The sequence below is a fragment of the Geodermatophilus sp. SYSU D01176 genome (assembly GCF_054050015.1).
Window position 1 is genome coordinate 1 of record NZ_JBJGYN010000006.1, and the last position, 19,726, is coordinate 19,726.

Annotated in this window: 22 protein-coding genes, 1 tRNA gene and 1 pseudogene; 13 read left to right on the plus strand and 11 right to left on the minus strand. The window is 75.5% G+C overall.

Annotation, left to right across the window (positions count from 1 at the left end; genetic code table 11):
- From ACI78Z_RS05350 to ACI78Z_RS05365, 4 genes are all read left to right on the plus strand, one after another.
- Window positions 1-1,136 (plus strand): flavin-containing monooxygenase (locus ACI78Z_RS05350; protein ID WP_457035492.1); only part of this gene is annotated, 1,136 nt, incomplete at its 5' end.
- Between the two features lie 27 nt (window positions 1,137-1,163).
- Window positions 1,164-2,525: a DJ-1/PfpI family protein gene (locus ACI78Z_RS05355; protein WP_457035493.1), complete on the plus strand. Its 1,362-nt coding sequence runs from the start codon at window positions 1,164-1,166 to the stop codon at window positions 2,523-2,525.
- Window positions 2,526-2,626: 101 nt separating this feature from the next.
- Window positions 2,627-3,355 (plus strand): DUF3159 domain-containing protein, encoded by a 729-nt coding sequence (locus tag ACI78Z_RS05360; RefSeq protein WP_457035494.1) that lies wholly within the window; start codon window positions 2,627-2,629, stop codon window positions 3,353-3,355.
- Between the two features lie 60 nt (window positions 3,356-3,415).
- Window positions 3,416-3,937: a DUF4396 domain-containing protein gene (locus ACI78Z_RS05365; RefSeq protein WP_457035495.1), complete on the plus strand. Its 522-nt coding sequence runs from the start codon at window positions 3,416-3,418 to the stop codon at window positions 3,935-3,937.
- Window positions 3,938-4,420: 483 nt separating this feature from the next.
- Here the strand turns inward: ACI78Z_RS05365 and ACI78Z_RS05370 are convergent, their stop codons facing one another.
- The 4 genes from ACI78Z_RS05370 to ACI78Z_RS05385 all read right to left on the minus strand — a co-directional run bounded on the left by ACI78Z_RS05370 (window position 4,421) and on the right by ACI78Z_RS05385 (window position 7,811).
- Window positions 4,421-5,260: a DUF2182 domain-containing protein gene (locus ACI78Z_RS05370; protein ID WP_457035496.1), complete on the minus strand. Its 840-nt coding sequence runs from the start codon at window positions 5,258-5,260 to the stop codon at window positions 4,421-4,423.
- Between the two features lie 282 nt (window positions 5,261-5,542).
- Window positions 5,543-6,148, minus strand: coding sequence for a DUF1326 domain-containing protein (locus ACI78Z_RS05375; RefSeq protein WP_457035497.1), 606 nt, complete (start codon window positions 6,146-6,148; stop codon window positions 5,543-5,545).
- A gap of 328 nt (window positions 6,149-6,476) precedes the next feature.
- Window positions 6,477-6,549: transfer RNA gene (locus ACI78Z_RS05380), tRNA-Arg, on the minus strand.
- Window positions 6,550-6,869: 320 nt separating this feature from the next.
- On the minus strand, window positions 6,870-7,811 hold the full coding sequence (locus ACI78Z_RS05385; RefSeq protein ID WP_457035498.1) for an alpha/beta fold hydrolase: 942 nt from the start codon (window positions 7,809-7,811) through the stop codon (window positions 6,870-6,872).
- 270 nt (window positions 7,812-8,081) lie between these two features.
- Here ACI78Z_RS05385 and ACI78Z_RS05390 point away from each other — a divergent pair.
- The 4 genes and pseudogenes from ACI78Z_RS05390 to ACI78Z_RS05405 all read left to right on the plus strand — a co-directional run.
- Window positions 8,082-8,159 (plus strand): annotated as a pseudogene (locus tag ACI78Z_RS05390) (DUF2695 domain-containing protein); the annotation flags it as partial.
- 230 nt (window positions 8,160-8,389) lie between these two features.
- Window positions 8,390-8,836 (plus strand): SRPBCC family protein, encoded by a 447-nt coding sequence (locus ACI78Z_RS05395; RefSeq protein WP_457035499.1) that lies wholly within the window; start codon window positions 8,390-8,392, stop codon window positions 8,834-8,836.
- Window positions 8,837-8,876: 40 nt separating this feature from the next.
- Window positions 8,877-9,743, plus strand: coding sequence for an NAD-dependent protein deacetylase (locus ACI78Z_RS05400; protein WP_457035500.1), 867 nt, complete (start codon window positions 8,877-8,879; stop codon window positions 9,741-9,743).
- A gap of 341 nt (window positions 9,744-10,084) precedes the next feature.
- Window positions 10,085-11,047, plus strand: a complete 963-nt coding sequence (locus ACI78Z_RS05405; RefSeq protein WP_457035501.1) for an MSMEG_6728 family protein — start codon at window positions 10,085-10,087, stop codon at window positions 11,045-11,047.
- A gap of 485 nt (window positions 11,048-11,532) precedes the next feature.
- On the opposite strand, the gene ACI78Z_RS05410 is transcribed toward ACI78Z_RS05405, so the two are convergent.
- Window positions 11,533-11,952: a PaaI family thioesterase gene (locus ACI78Z_RS05410; RefSeq protein ID WP_457035502.1), complete on the minus strand. Its 420-nt coding sequence runs from the start codon at window positions 11,950-11,952 to the stop codon at window positions 11,533-11,535.
- The gene (locus ACI78Z_RS05415) at window positions 11,949-12,311 is read right to left on the minus strand and encodes a VOC family protein (RefSeq protein WP_457035503.1); all 363 of its coding nucleotides are present in this window, start codon (window positions 12,309-12,311) and stop codon (window positions 11,949-11,951) included. Before ACI78Z_RS05415 ends, ACI78Z_RS05410 begins: the two co-directional genes overlap by 4 nt.
- Before the next feature lie 90 nt (window positions 12,312-12,401).
- On the opposite strand from ACI78Z_RS05415, the gene ACI78Z_RS05420 reads away from it, so the two are divergent.
- Window positions 12,402-13,097, plus strand: a complete 696-nt coding sequence (locus ACI78Z_RS05420) for a YbaK/EbsC family protein (protein WP_457035504.1) — start codon at window positions 12,402-12,404, stop codon at window positions 13,095-13,097.
- 12 nt (window positions 13,098-13,109) lie between these two features.
- Here ACI78Z_RS05420 and ACI78Z_RS05425 read toward each other — a convergent pair whose 3' ends face one another.
- On the minus strand, window positions 13,110-13,838 hold the full coding sequence (locus ACI78Z_RS05425; RefSeq protein ID WP_457035505.1) for an SAF domain-containing protein: 729 nt from the start codon (window positions 13,836-13,838) through the stop codon (window positions 13,110-13,112).
- 82 nt (window positions 13,839-13,920) lie between these two features.
- The gene (locus ACI78Z_RS05430) at window positions 13,921-14,250 is read right to left on the minus strand and encodes an FmdB family zinc ribbon protein (RefSeq protein ID WP_457035506.1); all 330 of its coding nucleotides are present in this window, start codon (window positions 14,248-14,250) and stop codon (window positions 13,921-13,923) included.
- 181 nt (window positions 14,251-14,431) lie between these two features.
- Between ACI78Z_RS05430 and ACI78Z_RS05435 the strand changes: the two genes are divergently transcribed.
- Both ACI78Z_RS05435 and ACI78Z_RS05440 read left to right on the plus strand, forming a co-directional pair.
- A complete protein-coding gene (locus ACI78Z_RS05435) occupies window positions 14,432-14,740 on the plus strand; it encodes a proline racemase family protein (protein WP_457035507.1) in 309 nt (102 codons plus the stop codon).
- On the plus strand, window positions 14,737-15,630 hold the full coding sequence (locus tag ACI78Z_RS05440; protein ID WP_457035508.1) for an ornithine cyclodeaminase family protein: 894 nt from the start codon (window positions 14,737-14,739) through the stop codon (window positions 15,628-15,630). The genes ACI78Z_RS05435 and ACI78Z_RS05440 overlap by 4 nt, the downstream gene beginning before the upstream one ends.
- Window positions 15,631-15,659: 29 nt before the next feature.
- Here ACI78Z_RS05440 and ACI78Z_RS05445 read toward each other — a convergent pair whose 3' ends face one another.
- The 3 genes from ACI78Z_RS05445 to ACI78Z_RS05455 all read right to left on the minus strand — a co-directional run bounded on the left by ACI78Z_RS05445 (window position 15,660) and on the right by ACI78Z_RS05455 (window position 18,554).
- Complete coding sequence (locus tag ACI78Z_RS05445; protein ID WP_457035509.1) at window positions 15,660-16,592, minus strand: DMT family transporter; 933 nt, start codon at window positions 16,590-16,592, stop codon at window positions 15,660-15,662.
- Between the two features lie 23 nt (window positions 16,593-16,615).
- Window positions 16,616-17,257, minus strand: a complete 642-nt coding sequence (locus ACI78Z_RS05450; RefSeq protein WP_457035510.1) for a TetR/AcrR family transcriptional regulator — start codon at window positions 17,255-17,257, stop codon at window positions 16,616-16,618.
- A 73-nt stretch (window positions 17,258-17,330) separates the two neighbouring features.
- A complete protein-coding gene (locus ACI78Z_RS05455; RefSeq protein WP_457035511.1) occupies window positions 17,331-18,554 on the minus strand; it encodes a PucR family transcriptional regulator in 1,224 nt (407 codons plus the stop codon).
- 133 nt (window positions 18,555-18,687) lie between these two features.
- On the opposite strand from ACI78Z_RS05455, the gene ACI78Z_RS05460 reads away from it, so the two are divergent.
- Together ACI78Z_RS05460 and ACI78Z_RS05465 are read left to right on the plus strand one after the other, a co-directional pair.
- Entirely contained in the window at window positions 18,688-19,095 is a 408-nt protein-coding gene (locus tag ACI78Z_RS05460) for a DUF3040 domain-containing protein (RefSeq protein ID WP_457035512.1), read from the plus strand.
- 73 nt (window positions 19,096-19,168) lie between these two features.
- Window positions 19,169-19,684: a CBS domain-containing protein gene (locus tag ACI78Z_RS05465; protein ID WP_457035513.1), complete on the plus strand. Its 516-nt coding sequence runs from the start codon at window positions 19,169-19,171 to the stop codon at window positions 19,682-19,684.
- The last annotated feature ends 42 nt before the right edge of the window (window positions 19,685-19,726 follow it).

A 19,726-nucleotide genomic window follows, 5' to 3' on the forward strand; every position in this document is an offset into this window, starting at 1 on the left:
CGGGCAGTCGCCGCGGGCACCCCGCGGGCGCGGGCCCGGGCGCGGCGGGGGTGGGGGGCGGCGGGGGCGGCCCCCGCCCCCCCCCCCCCCCCCCCGCCTGGCACCTGCGCCGGCTCGGGCTGCGCCCCCTGGTCCTGGAGGCCGAGGGGGAGCTCGGGCACTCCTGGCGCTCGCGGTGGGACTCCCTGCAGCTGTTCACCCCGGCCGAGCACGACGCGCTGCCCGGCCTGCCCTTCCCCGCGCCGGCCGGCACCTACCCCGGCAAGGAGGCCGTCGCCGACTACCTGCGCACCTACGCCGCCGTCTGTGACCTGCCCGTCGAGGTGGACGCGCGGGTCACCCGGCTGCGCCGCACCGCCGAAGGCTTCCGGCTCGACACCACCGGGCGCACGGTGTCCGCGCGGCAGGTCATCGTGGCCACCGGGCCGTTCCAGACGCCGTTCGTCCCGCCGCTCGCCGCCGGGCTGGACAGCTCGGTGACCCAGGTGCACAGCGGCGGCTACCGCAATCCCGAGGCCCTGCCCGGCGGCCCGGTACTGGTCGTCGGCGGCGGCAACTCCGGCTTCCAGATCGCCGCCGAGCTGGCACGGACCCGGCCCGTGGAGCTGTCGATCGGCTCGGCGTACCCGGCGCTGCCGCAGCGGCTGCTCGGGCGGGACCTGTTCTGGTGGCTGACCCGGCTGGGCCTGATGCGGGTGACCGCCGGATCCCGGCTCGGCCGCCGGATGCAGGCCCGTGGCGAGTTCCTCATCGGCACCGACCGGCGCAGCCTGCAGCGGGCCGGCGTCCGGTTCCGGCCGCGGCTCGTCGACGCCGCCGGCCGCACCGTGCGGTTCGCCGACGGCAGCAGCCGGGAGGTCGGCGTCGTCGTCTGGGCGACCGGCTACCGGTCCGACCACTCCTGGATCGACGTCCCCGGCGTGCTCCGCGCCGGTCGGGTCGTCCACGACCGCGGCATCACCGAGGTGCCCGGGCTGTACGTCCTCGGCCAGTCCTGGCAGCACACCCGCGGCTCGGCGCTGCTGGGCTTCGTCGCCGACGACGCCGCGTACGTGGCCCGTGCCGCCGCACGACACCGCGACCGCGCCGCGGCCGGCGCGCCGACCCCGCCGACCGCCGACCCGGTCCTGCACTGACCCATCGAGCCCCGGGAGGGGACCGCCATGCCCGAGCAGGAGAAGCTCCTCGCGTTCCCCGTGTACCCCGGCGTGACCCCGCTGGACCTGGTCGGCCCGCTGACCGTGCTGCGGAACACGGCCCGTACGCCGTACCGCACCGTCGTCGTCGCCGAACGGGTCGAGCAGCTGCCCACCGACACGCCGCTGCGGCTCACCCCGGCCGCGACCTTCGCCGACGTCCCCGACCCGTGGGCGGTCATCGTGCCCGGTGGGGGCCCGGCCGCCCTGGCCGCGACGGAGGACGAGGCGCTGACCGGCTACGTCCGCTCCGCCGCGGCCGGCGCCGAGCTGGTCGGGTCCACCGGCAACGGGGCGCTGCTGCTGGCCGCCGCGGATCTGCTGCACGGCCGGCGAGCGGCGAGCCACTGGGCCTGGGCCGAGCCGCTGGAGGAGCTCGGCGCGGTCCACGCCCCCGACCGCTGGGTCGAGGACGGCCGGCTGCTCACCGCCGCCGGCGGCACCGCCGGCATCGACATGGCCCTGCTCACCCGGCGGACCCGGCTGCAGATCTCCGGTACGCGGCTGGCGCAGCTGTTCACCGAGTACGACCCGCAGCCGCCGTTCGGTCGGGTGCGGCCCGGCGAGGGGGACGGCGCGCTCGCCCGAACGCTGCGGGAGCCCGCCGCCCCGACCCCGGCCGGCGCCGGGAACGGCGGGCACCGGGTCATCGCCTTCGTCCTGTACCCGGGGCTGACCGTGCTGGACCTGGTCGGTCCGCTGCAGGTGCTCACCGCGCTGCAGCGGTTCGCACCGCAGTACCGCACCGTGGTCGTCGGGGCCTCCCGCGACCCGGTCCCCACCGACGTGGGCGTGCCGGTGGCTCCCGACGCCACCTTCGCCGAGGTCCCGCAGCCGGACATCCTGGTGGTCCCGGGCGGTGCCCTGCCCACCATCCGCGCCATGAGCGACCCGGCGGTCCGCGACTACGTGCGCACGGCGGCCACCTCCGGCGACCTGGTCACCTCGGTGTGCACCGGCTCGCTGATCCTCGGCGCGGTCGGCCTGCTGGAGGGCCGCGACGCCACGACCAACTGGTTCTACTCGGGGATCCTGGAGAACCTGGGCGCCACCTACCACCGGCAGCGCTGGGTCGAGGACGGCAACCTGGTGATGTCCGCGGGCGTGTCGGCCGGCATCGACATGGCGCTGCACCTGGTCGCCCGGCTGACCGACGAGGCCACCGCCCGGCAGGTGCAACTCGCGATCGACTACGACCCGCAGCCACCCTACGGCGGCATCGACTACGCGCACATCCCGCTGGTGCCGCGGGTCATGCGGGGCGCCATCGGCCTGCTCGCGCCGGCGGTCGCCGCCCGGCCCAAGCGGATGGCCCGCGCCGGCCGCTGATGCGCACGACGCCAGCGGCCGGACAGCACCGCGACAGGCCCGCCCCGCACCCTGACGGACGTCCGCCACACCAGCGCCACGAGCCAGCCCCGGAGTCCCCGATGACCCTTCCCGCAACCGATCTCGACACCGCTCCGGTGCGCGGGTCCCACGACCGCGCGGTCGCCGACGGCGGGCCCGCCGCACCCACGGGCCGGCGACCCCTCATCGAGGCGATCGGCGGCAGGCGGGGCCTGCTCGACGGCGGCCTGCCCCCGCTGGTCTTCGTCGCCGTCCACGCCGTCGCGGGCGCGCAGACCGCCCGGTCGGCCGCCCTGCCCGCGGCGATCACCGCCGCGGCGGCGGTCGGCCTGGCCATCGTCGTCCTGCGGCTCGTCCGTCGGGAGCCGCTGCGGCAGGCACTCGGCGGGCTGGCCGGGCTCACGGTCGCGGTCGTCTTCGCCGCCACCTCCGGTGAGGCGCGCGGGTTCTTCCTGCCCGGCATCCTCGTCGACGCCGCCTACGGCGCCGTGTTCGCCGGCTCCGCGCTCCTCGGGTACCCGCTGGTCGGCACGATCTACGGCCTGCTCTACGGCGAGCGTGCCTGGCGCGACGATCCGCGCCTGCGCCGGCTGTTCGTGCTGGCCACATTCGGCTGGTCGGCGGTGTTCGCCGTCCGCGCCGGCGTGCAGGCGTTCCTGTACCGGGAGGACCTGCCCGGGCTGCTCGCGGTGGGCAAGCTGCTGCTGGGCTGGCCGCTGACCCTCGCCGCGGTGGCGCTCACCCTCGCGGCCGTCCGCCGCGCCACGCGGCGCACCGCGCTACACACCCAGCCGGCCCCGGCCCGGTGAGCGCGGGTGCAGCCCAGAGACGTCAGAGGCATCGACGGACACGGACGTACGGAGGAAATCATGACCGGAACGAACGAGCACCACGGCCACGGGGCCGGCACCGCCCAGCGGCACGGCATGGCGGCCGACAGCCCGGAGGGGCGGCGGGAACTGAACCGGCTGGCGCTCAGCGCGACCCTGCACTGCCTCACCGGCTGCGCGATCGGTGAGGTCCTGGGCATGGTCATCGGCACCGCGCTCGGCTGGTCGGACACCGCCACGATCGCGCTGGCGGTCGCCCTGGCGTTCGTGTTCGGCTACTCGCTGACGATCGCGCCGGTGCTGCGCTCGGGGCTGGCCCTCGGCGCGGCGATCGGGGTGGCCTTCGCCGCCGACACCCTGTCCATCACGGTCATGGAGATCGTGGACAACGCCATCATGCTGCTCATCCCCGGAGCGATGGACGCCGGCCTCACCTCGCCGCTGTTCTGGGGCTCGTTGGCCGTCGCGCTGGCCGTCGCGTTCGTCGTGACCGTGCCGGTGAACCGCTACCTGATCGGCCGCGGCCGGGGTCACGCCGTGGTTCACCGGTACCACCACTGAGCGCCGGAGCGGGTCGGCTGCTGTCGCGATCCACGGTCGGTCCCCGGAGGGCCCCGGACAGGTCCGCCGACGCACGGCCGAGAAGCTGTACCGAGGGCCCGTGACCTGCGCGAAGTCGTGTCGGACCGGGGGGGGTGCTGTCGACGACGCTGAACGGATGTCCTGCTGACCAGGTGCTGACCAGATGTGCCCCGGCCGGCTCCCGTGGGCCCGGAGCGCTCGAACAGCGCGGGGAGTCGGGAGGAGGACCGCTCCTCAACCGTGATGAGCACTTCCGGCTGCAGCGCGCCCGCCGGAGGGGCGCTGTGCGTCCCTTTGGATGGACCTCCGGCCGACGAGGCAACCGCAGCCCGACCTTGCCCGTGACCACGGAGGACGCCGATGGTGATCGTGGTCGGACCGCCGCGTGTCTGCATGTACGAGCGGGCTCCGGCACCCGGCCGGCGCGTCAGACTCGAACGAGTGGTAGCACCGGGAGGTGCGTCACTCCATTCCCGACATACCTCCGCTGTCATTCAGGCCAGGAAACAGCCAGGGGTGGAACGGGGCAGCAGCGGCGAGCGCGATGAACCCCACAGCGACCGCTCTCGCGACTGAAGGCCCATGCCGAGACAGTTTCTCCAGGAAGATGACAGCGGCGAGTGTCGCCATGGCGGCGATGTTCATGACACCAACGGCGACGAGTACGAGCATAAACGCCCAGCAGCAGCCCACGCAGTAGGCGCCATGATGGACGCCGACCCGCAGGTCCCGACCCACCCCTGTAAAGCTGCCGTAGTGCATCAGTTGGGCGAGGGGGGATCGACAGTGCCGGAGGCAGACGTCCTTCAGGGGAGTCAGCTGATACAGCCCGGCCACGACAAAGATGGCAGAGCCGAGAAAGCTCGCCTGCTGCGGCGACACGTCGACGAGACGCGCACCTCTCAGGGCCGCGAAAGCGACCACCCCGAAGCCCGCCCAGGCGATCAGATAACCCGAGAGAAATGACGTGATGCGCCAGGCCCGGACCGTGCCGGTGGACCCTCGGGTGATCGATCGCGCCCACAAGATGGCCGTGGGTGCCACTGACGGGAACATCATCGCCGCCATCATGGTGACCCACATCGCGAGGAACAGCGGCAGCTGCGTGTGGATCCTCCCTGCGGCAAGATCCATACCGCTCGCCTGTCGTACTGTCACCACCCAGGCCAGAGCGGCCGAAAGCAACAGTGCTGTCCACGGAGCAATGACGTACCGCAGCGGTAGACCACGGATTCCGAGGACACGGGAGGAGGCCGGCGACTTCGCGCCTCGAGAGCCTGGTGCGCTTTCCTTGGCCTGCATCGATCTCCTCTTCCTCGCCGATCCACCTCACAGGTGATGCGCCGACTGGGAGACGACGGCCTTGCTGGTCGGTGGCAGCCCGATCAGGGAGTCGGCTCGGCGACCACGGTCGAACACCCAGAGGGACAGCCGCCCGGCGTGATCCCCTCGCTCGTGATCGGCGCCCGGCTCGACTCGCACCGGAGGACGGTCGCCGAGCCGACTCCCGCTGTCGGTGCGACGACGGCTCGCATCGACTGGGGGGAGCCGAGCAAGCCGCGGGTTCGAGTGGCGCCCAGCAGCTCAGGAGCTCCAGTCGAAGGTGCCCGACGTGCCGGAGCCGCCGCTCTCCCATTCCCGCATGTCCGCTCCCGACCAGCTGCTGCCGTCACTTCGGGTCAGGCTGACGGTTCCGAGTGCGAACGCCGTGGCGGCCGCGGCATCCTGCACTGCCGTTGCCCTGCCCGTCGGGTCCTGCAGCGGCGCCTGGTACTGCACGTGACCGACATCCCCGATGCGCATCGACGGAGACTCACCCTCGTGCAATTCGATCCTGGTGACCTCCGAGGGAAGCCACTCCGAGATCGTCCCCTGCCAGACGGCCGCGAGATGTCCGCCCCGCCTGCCCGAGAATATCCCCTCGAGTTCGGTCCGTTGTTCCTGGCTCGCCGACTCATCGAGGTACAAACGGGCGATTCCGTTACCGCTGAAGAAGTCTGCAGGCCAGTCGGCCCGAAAGACGACCTTCCCGCCGCGGAGGTCTACGCCGTCAGACTGTCCTTGTCGGACGTCGAAGAACAGGACTCCCGAACACCATCCCTGGTCGGGTTCTGCTGGGCCGAGCCAGCACGGGCACCACATCTTGCAACTGCAGTGCTCCCACCACTGTCCACTGACAGACCAAGCCATCGCTCCTCCCAGTGCGAGGCCCTATCTCAGGGCGCACGTTCTCCAGGACCGGGTTGTGCCTCGAGGGCTTGCGCGCGTCGTTCGCTCTGGCGTGCCCACCTGCTGGGGCGGCGCGTACTCAACAAGACAGTGTTGCGCTGAGGGGAGCCTCGGTCCAGGATCACCGGCCCTCGCTTCCCGCGAACGTTCTCCTCGGGCCGACTCCGCCACGCTGGTCACCTGCCGGGGATGCGCCCGGCGATCTTGGTCTACTGGCTCATTCACGGTGTTCGCCGTCCGGCGCCTCGAACAAGACGCCGGACGAGGCGCTGACCTACAGGTACGCCAGTGCCCCCGGCAGGATTCGAACCTGCGACACACGGTTTAGGAAACCGATGCTCTATCCCCTGAGCTACGGGGGCTCGTCGGCGCTCGGCCGACCGGGGCGTACCGGACGAGGTTAGCTGGCCGGTGCCGGGCGCCTGCCCACGGCGCCCCCGGGGAACTACCGTCATTCCATGGTGGTCCTGCTGGCCGAGCTGGTGGTCCTGCTGCTGCTCGCCGGCCTGTTGCTGTACGGACTGGGCGTGTGGTCGACCCGGCCGGCCGCGCCTGCCGGCCCCGGACCGGTCCGGCTGCCCGCGCGCCGTCGTGCCGAGCTTGCCGACGCGGTCGCCCGCGCGCGCTGGGACCCGGCGCACGACGAGGTGGACGGCGAGACCCGCGTGCTCCTGCGACGTTCCTACACCGGGCTCGACGGGCTGCCCGCTGTCCTCGAGGAACGGGTGTTCGCCACCTTCCCGGCGACCGACCCGGCCTGGGAGACCCGCTTCACCGAGGCGATGTCCGGCGCGCGGTTCCGGTGCTCGTACCTGAACGCGGAGGAGTCCGCCGGCTGACCGGCTCGGCGGGCGGCAGCCTCGACCAGCCGCACGACCGTCCGGGGCCGGTCGGACTGCGGCGCGTGCCCGGCCCGCAGCAGCGGGACGAAGCGGGACCCGGGGACCAGCGGCAGGTAGCGCACCGTCTGCCCCGACGCGACCCAGTCGGCCACGCCCTGGACGAGGGTGACCGGGCAGTCGACGCGGTCCAGACCCCGCGGGACGTCGAGCAGGAGCCCCCACAGCAGGGTGCGCCAGAAGTCGCGGGAGTCGGCGAAGCCTTCGCGCGCGCCGATGGCCTCCTCGGGCGAGGTCGACCACGCCCGGGCCTTGAGCGGCGCGAGCAGGGTCGTGCGACCCACCGCCGAGCGGGACAGCGGCTCGATCAGCGGTGCCGCCGTCCGCGTGACGACTCGGGCCAGGCCCATGCCGGCGCCCTGGAAGACCCGCTCCGGGGGCAGGTTGAGCCCCGACGGCGCGATGGCCACCACCGACCGGGCGCGGCCCCGGACGGCCAGCTCCAGCGCGACGCGGGCGCCGAGGGAGTTGCCGAGCACGTGCACCGCGCCGACGCCCGCCGCATCGAGGGTCCGCTCGACCGCATCGGTGAGGGCGGCGACCCTGGGCCGCCGCTCCAGCACCGGGGACCGCCCCACGCCCGGCAGGTCGACGTTGAGGACGTCGAAGTGCTGGGCGAGCAGGTCGGCGACGGCGGTGAAGTCGCGCCGCGAGCTGCCCATGCCGTGCAGCAGCAGGAGCGGCTCGCCGGAGCCGGTGCGGGTGAGGGAGAGGGGGCGGGTCACCCATCCGTGGTACCCCACGTTAGGGCGCGGCGACCGTGAGTTTCGCCACGCCCGCCGTCCAGTAGTAGGCGCCGGATGTGGACGGCGCAGATCGCTGTGGACGGCGGTGCGCGGACCGTCGTCCTCGCTCCCGAGCCTGGCCTCCCACCGATCGAGGAGGCCCCCGTGGAGATCAGGACACCCGACGAGCTCCAGCAGCACCTCAGCGACCTGTCGGCGGCGCTGACCGCGCCCGAGCCGGCCGAGTGCGTGCTCTGCTACGTCGAGCGCATGCTCGCCACCTTCGGCTGCGACTGCACGCTGCGCTGGGCGCGGCGCTGGCGGGACCTGCGGCTGCCGCGCGCGACGGGGCTGGAGCGCCGGCTGCAGGCCCGCGGCGGCTTCTGCGACTGCGAGGTGTTCCTGAACGGCTGGATGCTGCGCGAGGACCTGCTGGCGGTCGACGAGGACGGCGAGCCGGCCTGGCCCGCGGAGCGGCCGCCGTGCGCCGGGGTGGGCCCCCCCGCGCTCGTCCCAGCCGTGCGGCATCTGGCGGCCCTGACGGCGGCCGCGCTGGTGACGGCGGCAGGATGGGGGTCATGGGTCAGGTCGTCGCCACCGCGGAACGGGTCGTTCGGGCGCCGGTGGACCGGGTGCGGTCCGCTCTCGCCGACTACGAGGGGACGCGCCCGCGTGTGCTCCCGGAGCAGTTCAGCGGCTACCGGGTCGAGTCCGGCGGCCAGGGCGCGGGCACCCGCGTCGCCTGGCGCTTCGCCGCGACCTCCAAGCGGGTGCGCGACCAGCTGGTCGAGGTCGGCCAGCCCGACCCCGACACCCTCGTGGAGACCGACACCCGCTCGTCGATGGTGACCACGTGGACGCTGCACCCGGCCGACGCCGGGCTGACCACCGTCCGGGTGCGCACCACCTGGAACGGTGCCGGCGGCATCGGCGGCTTCTTCGAGCGCACCTTCGCGCCCAAGGGCCTGCGCCGCGTGTACGAGGAGCTGCTGGGCCGGCTGGACCGCGAGGTCGCCGCCTCCTGAGGTCGCGGCACGGGTCGACGTCGAGGGGGACCATGGCGGCGTGACCGCTGTCCCCACCGACGTCGACCCGGCCGCCGCAGCCCCCGGCGGCCTCGAGGCCCTCGCCGGGCTCGTCCGGGACGGCGACGTCGTCGTGCTCTCCGGTGCCGGCCTGTCCACCGACTCCGGCATCCCCGACTACCGCGGGGCGACCGGGTCCCTGCGCCGGCACACGCCGATGACGTACCAGACGTTCCTGCGCGACCCGCGCGGCCGGCACCGCTACTGGGCCCGCAGCTTCGTCGGCTGGCCGCAGATCCGCGAGGCCCGCCCCAACGCCGGGCACGCCGCGGTCGCCGACCTGCAGCGGGCCGGTCTGGTGGCCGGGGTGGTCACGCAGAACGTCGACGGGCTGCACCAGGCCGCCGGTGCGCGGGACGTGGTCGAGCTGCACGGCGGGCTGGACCGCACCATCTGCCTGGCCTGCGGGGACGTCGCCGACCGCGGCGAGCTCCACGAGCGGCTGCACGCGGTCAACCCGCACTTCGGGCCGCACGTCGACGAGGTCAACCCCGACGGCGACGCCGAGCTGCCCGACGAGCTGCTCGACGGGTTCGTCATGGTCGAGTGCCTCGCCTGCGGGCGCGGTCCGCTCAAGCCCGACGTCGTCTTCTTCGGCGAGACGGTGCCGCGCGACCGCGTGGACGCCTGCTTCGCGCTGGTCGAGCAGGCCGGCTCCCTGCTGGTGCTGGGCTCGTCCTTGACCGTGATGAGCGGCTACCGGTTCGTGCTGCGCGCGGAGAAGCTCGGCATCCCGGTCGGGCTGGTCAACCTCGGCCCGACCCGCGGCGACGCGAAGGTCGACGTCCGGGTGGACGCCCCGCTCGGCACGGTGCTGCCCGACCTCGTCCGCCGCCTCGCTGCGTGAGAAGGGACCTCCCTGCCCCCCCAGCGCTCGCGAGCTCGCGCCGGGACCCTGCAGGGAGGCCGTCTGGCGGGCGGCCGACCCCGCGCTGCCCGACGACGTCCGCGCCCGGCTGCTGCACCACCTCGGCGTCGCGCGCTCGGCCGTCCGGACCGCCGGGGACGACGCCGCGCGAGCCGCCGCCCGCGCCCGGGTGCAGCTGGCCAAGACCGGGCTGGGGGAGCGGGGCACCGCCTGGTGGGAGCAGGACGACGCCGCCCGCGGCGCTCGCTGGGAGGCCGCCCTCGAGGCCCTGGATGCCGCGGGCGGTTGACCGCGCGCCGGCCCGGGAAGGAGGAGTGGCGATGCAGACCTTCCTGCCCGTGGCCGACTTCGAGGAGAGCGCCCGGCTCCTGGACTCGCCCCGTCTGGGCAAGCAGCGGGTCGAGACCCTCCAGGTGCTGCGGGCACTCGAGCTGCCCGACTACGGCTGGACCTCGCACCCCGTGGTCCGCATGTGGCGCGGTCGCACACCCGCGCTGGTGGCCTACGGGCTGGCCATGGTCCGGGTCTGGCGCGAGCGCGGGTTCGCCGACACGACGCACACGCTGATCGCCGAGTTCGCCCCGGACGTCGTCGGTGTCCCGCAGGAGGAGCTGTCCCGCGCCGGCATGCTGCCCTCCTGGGTGGGGGACGAGGCGCTGCACCTGTCGCACCGGTCGAACCTGCTGGCCAAGGAGCCGGACTTCTACCGGCCGCTGTTCGGCCCGCTCTTCGGCGCCGAGCCCGAGGACCTGCCCTACGTCTGGCCCGAGTCCGACGACCTCCCACCGGCGCCGGAGCCTGAGGGCACCCGGGTGTGGGTCGTGCGCCCCCGCGCGCACGGCGAGCTCGGCGCCTGCCTGGCCGCCGGCATGGTGGGGCTGGGCACCCAGTCGGGCATCGACGTCGACGCCACCGGGCTGTCCCCGGCCGAGCTGCGGGCGCTGTCCAAGGAGATCTCCGGACGTCGCCCGGCCAAGGACCTGCGCCAGCTCTCGACCTTCCTCGACGAGGTCCGCCCCGGCGACCCGGTCGCGCTGCCGATCGAGCACGGCGCCGGGCTGCTGGTCGGGGAGGTGGTCGGGGACTACCTGTTCGACGGTCGCGAGCTGCTGCCGCACCGGCGTCCCGCCCGCTGGGACCGCGTCGTCCCGCGCGCCGCAGCCCGCCCGCCGGCCACGTTGCAAGACCCCCGCGCGCTGTTCTCCGTCGTCCTCGACCCCGGCGTCCTGCCGCCGGCGCTGGCCGGCACGACCTACCGCGAGCCGGCGCTCCCGCTGGCCTGAAGGAGGACCTCGTCCGCCCCACCGCTCGCAGGCCCGGGACCCCGCAGGCCTGTCGCGACGACGGTCGACCACGCCTGCGCGTGCAGCCGGCGCAGCTCCAGCCACGGCGCCAGCTCGGCGTCGGAGGGCCAGCCGCGGCTCCCCTGCAGGGTCCCGCCGCGAGCGTGGGAGCGGTGGGGGGCAGGGGGTCCTTTCTCCGGCGTACCGGTGCGGCCCCGATGGGAGCACGTCACGGGGCGGGACGCCGCCGGCGCCCGCCGCCGCGAGGGCCCCGGCGACGGCGACCTCGCAGGCGAACGAGCGCAGCGGCGCGGGCCGCAGGAGCGGGGTCAGCGTCGCCACCCGCGCGACGACCGGCGGCGGCGCCAGGTGGACGACGACGTTGACGCCGTCCCGCAGCACCCGCGCCTCCTCGCAGCGGACCCCGTGCTGCGCCGCCTCCGCCCGGGCGGCGAGCAGGGCCCGCGCCGCCCGGGCGGAGGGGATCATGCGCCGGGTCTACGCACGTTCTGCAGCCGCACCTGGCCGCGCGCGACGAGCTTGCCGTCGTCGGCCCGGGTGAGCAGCACCTGCCAGAGCTGCTGCGTGCGCCCCTGCTGCACCGGCTCGGCGACGACGTCGAGCCGCCCCTCGGTCATCGAGCGGATGAAGTCGGTGTTGTTGTTCACGCCGACGGCGAACTGCCCGGAGTCGGCCACCGCCACGCTGGCCCCGATGCTGGCCGCGGACTCGACGACGGCGCAGTAGAGCCCGCCGTGGACGACGCCCCAGGGGGTGTGCTGCTCGGGCCCGACCTGGACCGTCCCGGTCACGCGGGTGCCGCTGACCTCCCCGACCTCGAACGCGGTGGCGGCGACGAACGGGCTGCCCGACGCCAGGTCGACCGCGGGGATGTCGGCGCTCATGCGGCGTCCCACACCAGGCAGAAGGGGTGTCCCACCGGGTCGGCGTAGACGCGGAAGTCGCCGCCGCCTCCGGGCAGCTTGCGGGCGCCGAGTGCGAGCACCTTCGGCTCGGCCTCCTCGACGTTGGCCACCCGGACGTCGAGGTGGAACTGCTGAGGACGCTCCGGGTCGGGCCAGTCCGGCGGGCGCAGGTCCGGCGCCTGCTGGAAGGCCAGCCGGTACCCCTGACCGGTGACGACGACCCAGTCGTCGCCCGGGGAGCCCTTGCTGACCTCCATCCCCAGCAGGTCGGCGTAGAAGGTCGCGAGCGCGTACGCGTCCGGCGCGTCGATGACGACGGAGTGCAGCTGGCCGATCATGGGCCCATCCTGCGGGGCGGGGGAGGACCCGACCAGCGGGGATCCGGCCGCCCGCCGCGACGATCCGGCCGGCGGGGCAGGATCGTCGGCGTGGACTCCTCGACCGCCCCCCGGCTCGGATCGCTGACCTGGACCTCCGCCACCGAGCGGCCAGAGCTGCTCGCCGCCCCGGTGGTCGCGGCGCTGGGCGCGCTGCACGCCCCGGCGTGGGTCGCCGAGATCAACGCCGACCTGGCCGACACCGCCGCCTTCACCGAGGCCTACGGGGTGCCGCCGGAGGTCTCGGCCAACTGCGTGGTCGTCGCCGCCCGCCGCGCCGGGCAGACCGAGCTGGCCGCGTGCCTGGTCCCGGCGAGCACCCGCGCGGACGTCAACGGCCTGGTGCGGCGCCACCTCGGCGCCCGCAAGGTCTCCTTCGCGCCGCAGGACGTCGCCGTCGCGGAGAGCGGCATGGAGTACGGGGGCATCACGCCGATCGGGCTGCCGCCGTCCTGGCCGGTGCTCGTGGACCCGGCCGTCGCGGCCGCCGAACTGGTGGTGATCGGGTCGGGCACCCGGGGCAGCAAGCTCGCGGTGGCCGGGGCCGCGCTGGCCGCCCTGCCGGGCGCGGAGGTCCTCGAGGGGCTGGGCCGGCCCGTGGCCGAGCCGCCGCGACCGGCCCCGGCCGCGCCGGCGGAGCGGGCTCCCGACGACCGCGACGTCGGCTGGGGCGAGCGACCCGACGAGCACTCGGCCACCGACCGCCGCTACCTCGAGGACCGCCCGCCGCACTGGGGCAGCGACTGAAGAAGGACCCTCCTACTCCCCACCGCTCGCACGCTCGCGGCGGGCCCCTGTGGGAGGGCCGCCCGTCCTCCTCACCGTCCGCACGCTCACGGCGAGCCTCCGAACGGGGCCTGAACCGGGCCGGCACCCGGCCTCGAGCGTGGCGGGAGGCTGAGCGTCAGCGTCGCGGTGGTGGCCGCGGCGGCCAGCCAGGCCGCGGTGTCGGCGTCGACGGCGACCAGCAGCAGGCCGTCGTCGTCCGGCCCGGGCGTGGCCAGGACCGGGGCCCCGGCGGCCACCACCTCGGCGCGCGCGGCGCCCGGCGGCGTCGCCAGGACGTCGACCCGGTCGCCGGGCTGCACCAGCGCGCTGACCGCGAGGTCGGCCGGGCGCACCGGCGCGGCGACCTGCCCGGCGGTGAGCTGCGCGGTCAGTCCCGCGCCGACGAGGGCGGCGTCGGTGAGCGGCTCGCCGGACCGGACGCCGCCGGCCAGATGCCTGCCCGACGAGCGCGGCCGGGTCCTCGACCGCGCCGGCGGGGCGGAGGGCGGGCGGATAGGCGGCGACGGCGACATCGCCGGTCGCGAGGACGGCGCCCGGTGCCAGGTCTGCCGCGGCGACGACGACCGGCACCGTGGCCGGGGCTCCGGCCGGCGCCGGCGCGGGGCGCAGCGCCAGGACCAGCGCGGTGACGACGAGCAGCGCGGCGAGCACCTGCCGGGCCGTGTGCAGCGGCCGGCGCGGGCGGCGGAGACGGACCATGCATCCACGCTGGCCGCCCGCGGTCCGTGGCGGGGCGGCGGACGCCGGGTTGTGGAGAGCGCGCCCGCCTGTGGACCGGGGGTCAGCCGGCGGCGGCCTTGCTGCCCGAGGAGGCGCTGGAGCCGCTCGACGAGCTCGAGGAGGACGAGGAGGTCGAGCTGCTGCTGGCGGCGGGCGCCGCGTCCTTCGTGCCGTTGGACGACGAGCCGGACTCGCTCGACGACGCCTTGGAGCGGCTGTCGGTGCGGTAGAAGCCCGAGCCCTTGAAGACCACGCCGACCGAGCCGTAGACCTTGCGCACCGCGCTGCTGCACTCGGGGCACTCGCTCAGCGGGGCGTCGGTGAAGCTCTGCACCACCTCGAACTGGTGCTTCCCGTCGGGGTTGGTGCAGGCGTACTGGTACGTGGGCACGGTGCGGGCACTCCTCGTCGGACGGGCCGGGCTGGCACTCACACCCGGCGACTGCCAATGATGCGCGCCGCGGCGGCGTCCGTCCACGTTCCGAGGGGGAGCGTTCCGCCGACTGCGTCCGCGACCGCCTGCGGACCGGGACGCGAGAGCCGCGAGCCCCCCGATGTGGCAGGGTGCCGCAGTGCTGCCCTCGACGATCGCGTCCACCGACTACCACACCGACGGCGAGGTCGATCGCTCCCCGTGCGGGTCGGGCACCTGCGCCCGCCTGGCCGTGCTCGCCGACGAGGGCCGGCTGCCGGCAGGCACCGTGCTGCCGCACGACTCCATCGTCGGCAGCACCTTCACCGGCACGGTGCTGGACACCGTGGACGTCCACGGGCGCCGGGCGGTGCTCCCGCGGGTGACCGGGATGGCCTACCGCACCGGCGAGCACGTGTTCTCGGTCGATCCGCACGACCCGTTGGTCCCCGGGTTCGTGCTGCGGTGAGGGTCCTCGACGCGGACGCCGTCGCCGCGCTCGGCCCGGTCGCCGCGGTGCGGGCGATCACCGACGCACTGCGCGGCGGGCTCGACCCCGCCACCGACCCGCCCCGCGCGGCGGTCGGCCTCTCCCACGGGCAGTTCCTGCTCATGCCCTCGGAGACGCCGGCCGCGGCCGGGGTGAAGGTCGTCACCGTCGCGCCGGACAACCCGGCCCGCGGCCTGCCCCGCATCCAGGCCGCCTACCTGCTGTTCGACCGGGAGACCCTGGCCCTGCGGGCGGTGCTCGACGGCGCGGCGCTGACCACGCTGCGCACCCCGGCGGTCTCGGTCGCCGCCGTCCTCCCGGCCCTGCCCGAGCGACCGCTGCACGTGGCCGTGGTCGGCGCCGGACCGCAGGCGGTCGGGCACGTCGCCACGCTGGCCGCCGTCCGCCCGCTGGCCGGCGCCACCCACCTGGTCCGGGACCCGTCCCGGACGCCGCTCGCGGCAGTCGCCCTCGGGACCGTGCGGGCCGACGAGGTGCTCTGCGCCGCGGACGTCGTCGTCTGCGCGACCTCGGCCCGCGCGCCACTGTTCGACTCGGCTCTGCTGCGCGACGACGCCGTCGTCGTCGCGGTCGGCTCGCACGAGCCCGACGCCCGCGAACTGGACGCGGCGCTGCTGGGCCGGGCCACCGTGGTGGTCGAGGACGTCGCCACCGCGCTGCGCGAGGCCGGGGACGTGGTGCTGGCGATCGCCGACGGCGCGCTGACCGCCGCCGACCTCGTGCCGATGCGCGACGTCATGACCGGCGGGACCGAACCGCCGGCCGGCCGGCCGCTGGTGTTCAAGAGCGTCGGGATGTCCTGGCAGGACCTCGTCGTCGCGGAGGCGGTCCTCGCCGCGTCCGGCTGACCGGCCGCGCCGACGTCCCGACGCGAGGCCTACGGGACGGGCTCGACCGCGCGTGGGGGCGACGGGGACGGGATGCGCGCCGGGTCCGGGCGCTGCCGGCCCGGGACGGCGGTCAGCACCACCAGGCTGGCGAGCAGGACCGCCATGCCGGCCCACCCCAGGGCCGGCAGCCGTTCGTGCAGGACGAGGACGGCGATGACCGCGGCGACGGCGGGCTCGAGCAGGGAGAGCGAGGTGGCGGTGCTCGCGGGGACGGCGGCCAGACCCCGGCCGAACAGCACGTAGCCGAGGAACATCGGCACGAGGGCGAGGTAGGCCACGGCCGCGACATTGGACCAGGACGCGACGATGGGCGCGCCGGTGAGCAGCAGCACCGGCAGCAGCAGCACGCCGCCGGCCCCGAAGACGACGCCCATGACCGGGCGGGTGGGCAGTCCGCGGCGCATCACCCGCCCGGCGCCCCAGGAGTAGACGGCGTAGGTCAGGCCGGCCACCAACCCCAGGGCGATGCCCAGCACGGGCCGCGCACCGGGACCGCCGGTCGCCGCCTCCTCGCCGGCGCGGGCGACGGCCAGTGCCAGCACGCCGACCACGCCGGCAGTGGCGCCGAGCGCCCAGCGGCGGGACAGCGGCCGGCGGTCGACGACGCGCTCGATCAGGGCGGCCGCCATCGGCGCCGAGCCGATGGACACGACCGTACCGACCGCGACCCCGGCCAGGCGCATCGAGGTGTAGAAGGCCAGCGGGTACACCGCCACCGCGACGGCGGACACCGCCAGCGTCCGCCACTGGGCGACCAGACCCGCGCGGTGGGCACGCACCACGCCGAGCGCGGTCGCCGCCTGCAGCAGGCCGCCGACGCCCATCGCCGCCGCCCCGACCGCCAGCGACCCGACACGGGGAGCCAGCGCCGCCGCGGTGCCCGTCGTGCCCCACAGCACGGCCGCCGCCAGGACGCACACGCTGCCGTGGGTCGCGCCGGGCCTCACCGCGCCGCCCCGCCGGTGGCGGCGGCCACCAGTTGCAGGGCCGGCTCGCGGACCCGGTGCAGCCGGCGGGAGTCGCCCTCCAGCCCGGCCCGGGCCATCGCCCCCTCGAGCAGGAAGGACAGCTGCTCGGCCAGGTCGGCGACCCGCTCGGCCGGCAGCCCGTCGACCTCGGCGAGGTGGGCGGCCAGCAGCGCCTCGACCTCCTCCTTGTGCCGGCGCACCAGCTGCCGCCCGGGGGCGCCGGCGGGCAGCTCGGCCGCCGCGTTGAGCAGCCCGCACCCGCGGAACCCGTGCCGGTGGGCCAGCTCGGCGTGGTCGACGTAGGCGTCGAACACCGCGGCGATCCGCTGGAGGGGGTCGGTGGCGTCGGCCAGCCGGCGGCGGTAGAGGCCCAGCCACTCCTCGTGCCGCGCCTCGAGGTAGGCCAGGACCAGGTCGTCCTTGCCGGCGAAGTTGTTGTACAGGCTCATCTTCGCCACGCCCGCGGCGGCGGTGATGGTGTCGATCCCGGTGCCGGTGACCCCGTGGTCGTAGAAGCACTCCGCTGCCGCCGCCAGCAGCCGGGCCCGGGCCGAGCCGCGGGACGGCTTCGCCGGCGGCTGGGTCGCCACGGCCTGCTGCGGTCCACGGTCGGACACGGACGGCTCCCTCGTTTCGGCGAGCTGGGTAGACCAGTCTACCCAGCTCGGTCGTGCGCGGCGCGGCCGGCGCTCACGGCTCGCTCGGCAGCGGCCTCGGAGGCCACTCGAGCAGCCGGGCACCGAGCACGGCCGCCTGCAGGGAGAACCGTTGATCGGGCCGCGACACGTGGTGGCCGGTCAACTGGGCGACGCGGGCCAGCCGGTAGGTGACGGTGCGGACGGAGACGTGCAGCCGGCGGGCGGCCTCGGTGGCGACGTCACCGGCGTCGAAGTAGCCCTGAAGCGTGTCGATCAGGACGTCCGCGCCGCCCCGGACGCGCTCCAGCGGGCCGAGGACGTCACGGACCAGGTCCACGATCGCCGCCTGGTCACGCCCGAGGACCCGGTACACCAGCAGGTCGCGGGCGTGCACCACGTCGGCGTCCAGGCCCAGCCGGTCGGCGACGGCCAGAGCCTCCCGGGCCTCCTCGTAGCTGCGGGGCACACCCCACACGCCGGGGAAGGCGCGGCCGGCGGCCACCCGCCACCGGCCGGGGGTGCGCAGCCGCCGCAGGTCCTGCTGCAGCAGGGCGCCGATGTCGGCGCCGCGGGAGGCGGCGCCCGCAGCCGTGTCCGCGCCGGGCACCACGACGACGATGCGGCCGTCCTTGACCGCGACCAGCACCTCCCGGTCACCGAACCGGTCCACCACGGCTCGTTCCAGGGCGGTGGCAGCGCGGTCGACGGTGGCCTCGGCGTCGCGTGCGGCGACCAGCGCGACGTGGTGCGGCTTGCCCAGGTCGATGCCGAAGGGCTCGGCGCGCTCCACCATCCGGGAGACGTCGGCGTCACCGCGCAGCAGGTCGTCGACGAACTCGGCCCGGACGGCCTCCTCGCGGCGGATCATCTCCCGGCGCTCGGCCTGGTGGCCGTCGACGAGCACGCCGACGGCGTCGTCGAGGACGCGCAGCACGGCCTCGGCGGCGGCGCGGACCTTCTCCGGATCGCTGGAGCGTGCGACCACCGGCAGGTGCCGCCACAGCCGCCACGCCGCGGACAGGTACAGGTCCACCGCGCGGCGCGCGCCGACACCCTGCGCGGCCGCGCGCCGGCCGAGCTCGCGGACCGCGTCGAGCTCCCACGCCTCGGCGCCACGCCCGTGGATGGCGGCGTCGGCCAGCAGTGGCAGGTACTCCCCGAGCAGGTCGGCCGGCGCCTGCACGGCGGCCGCGGCCGAGTTCCCGACCGAGGCGAGCCACTCCTCCGGCGCCGCGGCGGCTGGGCCGGTGGGCGGACGTGCGGCGTTGCGGGTCATGAGGCACTCCTTTCTCCCCCGCGCGATCGGCAAGCGGGCCGGTGCTGTGGCGTCGTGGCTTGCCGGGGATCGGCAAGGTCAGCGTGCCGCATCTGACCGGGTGGACCCGTAGCGGGCGGTCCCGATGGCGGGGATGGTCGAGGTCGGCGAGGAGGTGGCCGTGCTCAGCGATCACGAGCAGCGCGTGTGGGACGACATCGAAAGGTTCTGGGCCGAGGACGCCGAGGAGCCCCCCGCCGCCCGCATGGCGGACGTCCCGCCGCGGTCGACGCCGCGGACGCTGGAGGACGCGCCCGTGCTGGTCATCGGCAGCTTCTGGGCCGCCGTCCTCCTCGTCCTCTTCGGGGTCCACGCCGCAGGGCTGGCGCTGTTCGCCACGGCCGCGCTGGGGTCGGCGTTGTGGCGCTACTGGCCGCTGCTGAGCGGCAGCGCGCCCGGCGGGCCGCCCCCAGGGGAGCCGTCGACCACGGGCCGGGCCGCGCGGTGGCCGAGGGAGAAGCCCTGGCGCCGGCGCCTGCGGCGCCGGGGGGACGGCGGATGAGCACCACCTCGAGCGCCCCAGGCCGCGCTGCCGGGGTCCGCCGACGGGGGGACGTCCGAGAGGAGAGATCGCGATGACCGGTCAGCGAGCGGGCGGTGACGTCGCCGCCATCGACGGCGGAGTGCCGCGGGCACCGCTGCCCCCGCGGTCCACCGCGCCGGCCGCCCTCGCCGTCCACGGCCGGGGGTCCGGTGTCCTGACCGCAGCGCACGTGATGAACCCGCGGCCACCCGCCGCCGACGAACGCACCTCCCTGTGGGGCGCGTGGGCACGGTTGCGGGGACCGGACAACCGGCACCTCGTCGTCGTGGACCACCAGCTGCACCCGGTCGGTGTGCTGGACGACCGCGAGCTCGCGCTGGCCTGGCCGCCCGGCCCGTTCGGCGCGCAGCGGATCCCCCTGCGTCGGCTGGTGCACCGAGGACCGCGACCGCAGGTGCGTCCCGGGGACGACCTGGCGACGGTGGCCCGGACCATGCTGCTCGCGCACACCGACGCGGTCCCCGTGGTCGACGACGACGGCCGGTTGCTGGGTCTGGTCACCGCCCGGCACTGCGTGGAGCTGGTGGCCCGCCGCCTGGCGACGTAGGCGCCCACCGCGAGCCGGCGATGGAGTCGGTCGCCCTGGTGA